This window comes from Haematobacter missouriensis (assembly GCF_000740775.1).
GTDB lineage: Bacteria > Pseudomonadota > Alphaproteobacteria > Rhodobacterales > Rhodobacteraceae > Haematobacter > Haematobacter missouriensis.
This window is the reverse complement of record NZ_JFGS01000064.1, coordinates 1-7,022: the sequence shown is the minus strand read 5'-3', so window position 1 is coordinate 7,022 and position 7,022 is coordinate 1. Positions and strand designations below refer to the sequence as shown.

Genomic DNA, 7,022 nt, shown 5'->3' with positions numbered 1-7,022 from the left:
CCGCGCCAGGGGGCAGCGCCCCCAAGCAACCCGCCCGGCGTGAGCGGTAGCGGGAGACGGGCATAAAGCTGGATTAGGATGAGAAAAGTCCCTGAACCTGAAAGCCGAGCATCCTGATCGCCGATTTTGTTATTCTATCGCGATATAGTTGGTATCGCTTAGGAATTGATCATCGGCCATACTGACCGAATCGGTCCCCAAAGAGACTGGCGAGAGGACGCGCTTGGACATTCACGAGCTTAAACTGCTGTTGCAACAGCATCTGACAGACGGCCTAGTAACGGTTGTCGGCTCGGGTCTGTCATGTGCGGAAGGGCTGCCGGGTATGGGCGAATTAGCCACCCATCTCGATGCGACAGTGACAGCAGGCTTGGCGGCAGCGGAGGTAGATCGGTGGAACGCGATTTCACCGCTCCTGCCGACCAAGGGCCTCGAAGCGGCTCTTCTGGAAGTGCCACCGACGACAGGGCTGGAAATCGCGATCGTTGCGCGCACGGGCGAACTGATCGCTATGCGTGAGCGCCAAATCGTTGCCGAAGTTTTCTCGCGGACCCGGACGCTGCGTTTTACCGGGCTCGTCAAGCACTTGTTGAAACCTCACACCGGACTTCCGGTCGTTACGACCAACTATGATCGCTTGGTTGAGGTCGCCGTGGAAGAAGCCGGCCTCGGCGTCGATACGTTGTTCGTCGGCCATTTTGCAGGTGAGTTGAACGAGCAGGAAAGCCGCTTGAGCTTCTGCCGGGAAGTGACGCTGAAGGCCGGACGAGCACAGTATCGTTATCGTCCGCGTGCCAATATCTTCAAACCTCATGGCAGTCTCGATTGGTATCACCGCGACGGGAAGCCCGTCCGCTACTCTGGCGATCTCGATCTACCGCGGCTTATCATCACGCCGGGGTTGAACAAGTTCCGCAACGGCTACGAAAGCCCGTTCGACCGCCATCGGGAACGGGCAAATTCGGCGATCGACCGTGCCAGCCGCTTTCTCGTGATCGGCTATGGCTTCAACGACGATCACCTGGAAACTCACCTTACGCCCCGTATCCGCAGTGGCGTGCCCACGCTCCTTTTGACCTACGGACTCTCGGATAACGCGGTGAAGCTCGTAAACGAGTGCCGCAACGTCATCGCGATTCAGCGCGCCGAACAAGCTGGCGTTTCCGGCTCTGGCGTCTTTGTCGCTGGCGTCGAGACTTTCTTTCCCGGTCTGGACCTGTGGGATCTGGGCTCATTCGTTGCCGAGGTGCTTGAACCATGACTGAAGCCGCTCTCCAATTTGCTGACGAGGATAAAATCGGACGCGTCGCGTCGGTCGATACCAGCCGTGTTGCGATCGATGTGACGAACTCCGTTCTGCTCACGCGGATCGGCATCGGACAACTCATCGCCATTCGCGGCGCGACGGAGCGCGAATATCTCATCGCCATGACCGAGCGCGTCACCCGCAGCATCAGGGAAGAATTGCCCGGCCCGGACGATGAGGATGCCGATGGCGGGCTTTTGGCAGCGGTGCCGACCGACCTGATCCAGGGCGTGTTGATCGGCACGTTCAGAACGGTGGAGGGAGATCGGCGGAATACCTTCAAGCGCGGTGCGGATAGCTTTCCGCAGATCGACCGGGACTGCTTCGTCATTGAAGGCGGAAACCTCCAGCGCTTCATGGGAATCCTGGGCGCAGGTTTCTCAGCCGATGAAAGACTCAAGCTCGGCACGTTCGTCGCGGATCGGACGGCCGACGCGATCGCCAGTGGCGACAAGTTCTTCCAGCGGCACGCAGCGATCCTCGGAAGCACCGGATCGGGCAAAAGTTGGGCCGTTGCACTGATCCTCGAACGGGCCGCCAAGCTGAAATTTCCAAACATCATCGTGTTCGATATGCACGGCGAATACGCTCCGTTGGCGGATAAGGCGAACGGAGGATTCGCTACGCGCTTCCGCGTCGCTGGTCCCGGCGATCTGGAACATCCGGGCGAGGACACGCTGTTCCTGCCATACTGGCTGCTTAACCGTGATGAAATGCTGTCGATGATCCTCGATCGCAGCGACCAGAACGCGCCCAATCAGGCGTCGCGGTTCACGCTGCATGTCCGTTCCTTAAAAGGGCAGACGCTTGATGCCGAGAGGAAGGCGGACATCAAGAAAACGTACACCGTCGATTCGCCCATTCCTTACGATGTCAAACAGTTGGTAGGGCTTCTGAACACAGACAACACGACAAAAGGTATCGGCGCTAAGGGCGCGCCAGTAAAAGGCGAATGGGAAGATAAGCTGACACGGTTCCTGTCGCGCCTCGAAGCGAAGCTGGACGATCGTCGCTACGGCTTCATGTTCGCACCGCCGCCCGCTGCGATGAAATACGACTGGCTTGCAGCGCAGGTGCTCAAGCTGCTGCAATCGGGCGATGACACTGGCATCAAGGTTATCGACTTCTCCGAAGTGCCCGCCGACGTGCTCCCCGTTGTGACGGGAACGCTGGCGAGGTTACTTTATGATGTTCAGTTCTGGATGAACGGGAAGACCCGGACTCCGGTTACGCTGCTGTGCGACGAGGCGCACCTCTATCTTCCGGTTCGCGATGACGCTGATGCGGTCCAGCGCCAAGCCCTCGGATCATTCGAGCGGATCGCCAAAGAGGGCCGCAAATACGGCTTCTCGCTGTTGGTGGTGAGCCAGCGCCCCTCGGATGTCAGTCGGACGATTCTCAGCCAGTGCAACAATTTCCTAGCTTTGCGCCTGACGAACGAAACCGATCAGGGCGTCATCAAGCGCCTGATGCCGGATTCGCTGGCTGGGTTGACGAGCATCTTGCCGTTGCTTGATACGGGTGAGGCGCTGTTGTTGGGTGACGCGGTTTTGCTGCCGACGCGGATCAAGCTCGATATGCCAAAAGTGGCACCGGATAGCGCGACGCGGGATTTCTGGAAGGAATGGGGATCGGCCAAACCGGATGATGCTGCCATCGCGTCGGCTATCGAATGCTTGCGGGGGCAATCTCGAAACGGCTGATCTGTAATCATGCAGGTACAGGCACTGCTTTGGCCACAGCCATATCTTTGGCTGAAAGTGAAAACAACGCGCTGACGCGGGCTTCAATCCGTTCGCGCAGCTCAACCGCGTTGCGCTCATGGAGCGTTTTCTGGCGCGGTGTGCGTGCCGCCAGCATGGCATCGTTGGCGTCGATCAATTGGCGCACCAGCAATTCTATCTCGGTGCGCTGCGCCGGCGTCGCCGGCGGAATCGGCAGATGCTCAATGAATTGCTTGCCATGCGAATAATACCCGCCCCGGAAGGGGCTTGTATGCGTCCTGACTATAGCTTCGCTCAGAGGATGATGCAGCACCGCCAGCAGGAAGAAGTGGCTTTCTGGCGCGCCGTCCAGCGGGCGGATCATATAATAAGGGCCGTTCCCGCCGCCGGTCATCATGATGTTGCTCTCGTCGTAAGCGTAACGGGCTTCGAGCGAGAGAATGGGAAGGATGATCTTCGGGCTGTCAAATTTGGTCAGGCTTTGGGAGCGACCGAACTGGTAGAATTGCCGATCGGCGGCGGTGCCGCCGACGACATTGCGGCGTTCCAGCTCGACTTGCCGAGCCGTCAGATAGGCGAAGCACACCGGAAAGCGCCGCGCCATGTCTGCCGGCTGGATCAGTCGGGCCATGGTGCGAGTGCCGTTGTGGACGATCTCATAGGGGAAGATCATCCATGCGTTCGCTTCGGCGCGCGTGTAGGGGTAGAGCCTGGCATCATGCAGGCAGGGCCGGAGAATGCCGCGCTCGATGGGCCAATCCCGGCCGTCCCACCGCAGCGTCACCGTGTCGGCCGTCTCGGCCGCCGCACGGAAAATAAAGATCGGATCGGCGCTGGTCTGGACGCCGACGAAGATTTCCGCCGCGTTCCCCAGCTCGCGGCCGCAAGCCGCCCGCACGCGCGCGAACAGCGCGCGTGTGTCGTTGTCCGCGAACTGCCACGGATCATCCGTCAGCTCGGCCGCCGGCAGCACATTCCGGGGGCCGGGCGTCCCGTAGCGCCACGGCTCCAAAGCCTCGACGCGCTCCACCGTCACATCGGCCTTGCCCTGCCGGTCGAGGATCAGCAGGCAGGTGTAATTCGCCGCCTGCCGCCCGAAGACCTGCTGCACGCCGAAATGAACGATTTCCTCAAGGACGTGACCGGCCGTTACTAGGCGGCGGAGCGCCCGCCCTGCCTGAATCGTCATGAACTTGTGTGGGATGATGAAGCCGAGCCGCCCATCCGGCCGGACAAGAGACAATGACCGCTCTATAAATAGCGCATACTTGTCGAAATTGTCCTGCCGCGCCGTGGTGTAGGGCGAGGCGGCGTTCTGATAGAAAGCGGCCTCTTCCGGGGAGTACGCCTGCATGTTCTGGATACGGATATAGGGCGGATTCCCCACGATCACGTCGAACCCGCCCCGTGCCGTTTCGGCGGGGAACTCGTTGGCCCACGAGAACGGGTTGACCTTCTCCAGCAACCGGGCCGGCAGTACGCCCCGCGCGGCCGCCCATTCTGCTTGGCTGACGAGGCTGTTGCCCGCCCGCAACGTTCCTTCCAGCTCCGGCAGGGCCGGCGTGCCGGTGCGCTCAACGTAATCGCGCAGGCCGGCCGCGCCTTCGTCCTCGATCAGCTTCAGGAGCAGCGGCGTGATGAAGTCCGTGCGGGCCTGCGTCTCGTTATAGGCGGGCCGCAGATAGTCCGCTTCGTTGCGCCTGAAGCTCTGCACCAGCTCTTCGACACGGGCGCGCGCGGCGGCCTTTATGTCCGCATCGGTCATGCTGCATTGCCTTGCGCCGCCTTCCTGGCCCCGCGCCGCCGCGAGTTCCGGCGATCCCGCATCTTCGTCCAGACGCTTTTCAGCAGCGTGCAGTCGGCCGCTGACAGGCCCATATGATCGCGCAGAACGATGCGCGCATTCTCTTCCAGCACGGAATCCAGCCGCCCGGCGCGAACCAGTTGATCCACTTCCGTCAGCGACATCGCGCCGTTCAGCTTCGCCGGCATCATCAGCCGTTCGGCCTCAGTCGGTTCCAGCTCCAGAACGCCGCCGCCATAGCTGCGGCCCTCGATCTCGGCCGAGGCGGCTGTGAGCCAGGTGTAGGTATTGGCAATGATCCGCTCCGGCTTCGCCCCCTTACTACGGAGACGATGAATCGTGTCCGTGGACGTTGCGCCCGAGGCGTTCAACACCATGCGTGGGAAATCGTAAATCTGCCGGAAGGCAAAGCCATCCGGCACCCACACGGACGGCACCAGATACCAAGGCTCGCGGATAGAGCATTTGTAGCCGGTATGAAATTCCTTGCGCTCACCCTCTTCGATGTAACGGCGCAGCTTGGCGTTCAACTCACGAGCCTGCATACGACTGATATTCAGGAGGTGGACGCGATCCCCGGCCGCTGCGAGGGATTTCCAGTCGGCCTTGCCGATTTGACTTCCCTTCAGTTGCGCGGATCTGGAGACGAGGGGTGTCGTGTATCCTTCGAGGCCCAAGGCGGTGACCTGATCAGCCGACAGGACGAAAAATTCGTTCTTTCCCGTGACCACACCCACGTCGATGCTCGCATGGGCGGACATGGGCGCGGTGATCTCGGCTTCCCTCAGCGCCCGCATGAAGGTGATCTGCCGGTTGTCGAGGAAGTATTTCAGCCACTTTTCGCTGTCATGGCGAATCGTTTTGACTTCGGCCCGCTCCAGCAGAAGGGCCGGTTTGCTGGCCGTAATGTCGGAAACGGTTTCCGCCGCCGTGAGGGCCACGCGGCAGTCATTGCCTTCCGATGCCGATGCCAGAGCGCCGTCCGCCAGCAGCAGGATAACTTCCTGTTCTGCGTTCTCAAAGAACAACTCATTGCATGCGATTACGTCGATGCGCTTGAAATGATCGGTCAGATAGCTGCGGAGCTGCGCGGCATAGGTGACTTGCAGGATTTCCGCCGGTAGCACGAGCGCCAGACGGCCGCCCGGCTTCAGGCTGGCCGTCGCCGCGACGACGAACGGCACCCAAATGTTGGTCAGACGGTTCGGCTTTAGCCCCTGGTCGCCCATGATCGCCATAGCGCGGGTACGATGCGGTTCGGGAAAAGACTGGTAGCGAATAAAGGGCGGATTGCCCACGATCACGTCGAAAGAAGGTTGATCGACCCCCTCCCACCAGCCGAAGAAGTCGCAGTTGCGAACGACGCTATCCGCCGATTTTCCAATGCTTGGGCGCAAGCGATCCATAGCCGCCCGCGCTTCACCGGTGACGATCTCGACACCGGTGAGGTGAAGTGGAATCTTCGCAGGTGTCACGCCCAGCGATAGAAGCCGCCGTGCGGCTGCTTCCAGGAAAGCACCATCGCCGCAACTCGGCTCAAGCACAGTGTCATCAGCTGACTGGATCGCCCATCCACAGAGCCACTCTGCGACCTGCGCAGACGTATAATACCCGCCTCGCAACTTGTCTTTGTCCAGGTCAGAGAATCGGCCGCGCGGCGCAACAGTAGAGGCAGCAACCTTTGGCTTAGGAGCACGGGGTTTATTAGTGCGAGCGGAAGTCATTCTTTCCCCATATGAAGCAGAGGCATGTCTTCCTTGAGGAGACGGTCAACCGCTTCGCGGACGACCCATGCTACTGATACTCGATTCTTGCGGGCAATTTCGTTTAGCTCCCTATGCTGCTCCGCTGTCAGGCTGACTGACAGGCGGTGAGCCGACTTGTCATCGTGGTCATGTGGTGCGTTTTGCATAGCGGCTCTAAAGTGATTTGCCTCTGCACCACCATGCACCACATCGGTGCAAGGCGCAACACGATCCACTACTCGCTCTGCGGAAGGCTAACGATTTTCTGCTAGAGCCGATATCGCCCTAGGCGCCCTTCCACAATGTCTGGGACTACACACCCGCGTTTACCGCAGTGGCCCACACCTCTATGCTGCAAAGCCATCGCCAATCAGGTCTCCACCAAAGAGGGCTTTAGAGGGCTATGGAGTAGATGTAGTTCTCATCGGTATCCTGCATGGCCC

5 protein-coding genes are annotated in these 7,022 nt (G+C 60.3%); 2 read left to right on the top strand and 3 right to left on the bottom strand.

The features are described 5' to 3' along the window. The first annotated feature begins 223 nt into the window (after positions 1–223). Both CG51_RS18290 and CG51_RS18285 read left to right on the top strand, forming a co-directional pair. On the top strand, positions 224–1,261 hold the full coding sequence (locus CG51_RS18290) for an SIR2 family protein (protein ID WP_035747461.1): 1,038 nt from the start codon (positions 224–226) through the stop codon (positions 1,259–1,261). Further along, positions 1,258–3,009, top strand: a complete 1,752-nt coding sequence (locus tag CG51_RS18285) for an ATP-binding protein (protein ID WP_035747460.1) — start codon at positions 1,258–1,260, stop codon at positions 3,007–3,009. Before CG51_RS18290 ends, CG51_RS18285 begins: the two co-directional genes overlap by 4 nt. A gap of 7 nt (positions 3,010–3,016) precedes the next feature. Here the strand turns inward: CG51_RS18285 and CG51_RS18280 are convergent, their stop codons facing one another. Genes CG51_RS18280 through CG51_RS21200 form a run of 3 tightly spaced genes read right to left on the bottom strand, consistent with a single transcriptional unit; the run spans position 3,017 to position 6,746 of the window. Further along, positions 3,017–4,795, bottom strand: coding sequence for an Eco57I restriction-modification methylase domain-containing protein (locus CG51_RS18280; RefSeq protein WP_198947731.1), 1,779 nt, complete (start codon positions 4,793–4,795; stop codon positions 3,017–3,019). Beyond that, positions 4,792–6,558 (bottom strand): Eco57I restriction-modification methylase domain-containing protein, encoded by a 1,767-nt coding sequence (locus tag CG51_RS18275; protein WP_051930870.1) that lies wholly within the window; start codon positions 6,556–6,558, stop codon positions 4,792–4,794. Before CG51_RS18275 ends, CG51_RS18280 begins: the two co-directional genes overlap by 4 nt. Continuing rightward, positions 6,555–6,746 (bottom strand): ribbon-helix-helix domain-containing protein, encoded by a 192-nt coding sequence (locus CG51_RS21200; protein WP_084695285.1) that lies wholly within the window; start codon positions 6,744–6,746, stop codon positions 6,555–6,557. Before CG51_RS21200 ends, CG51_RS18275 begins: the two co-directional genes overlap by 4 nt. Positions 6,747–7,022 lie beyond the last annotated feature (276 nt).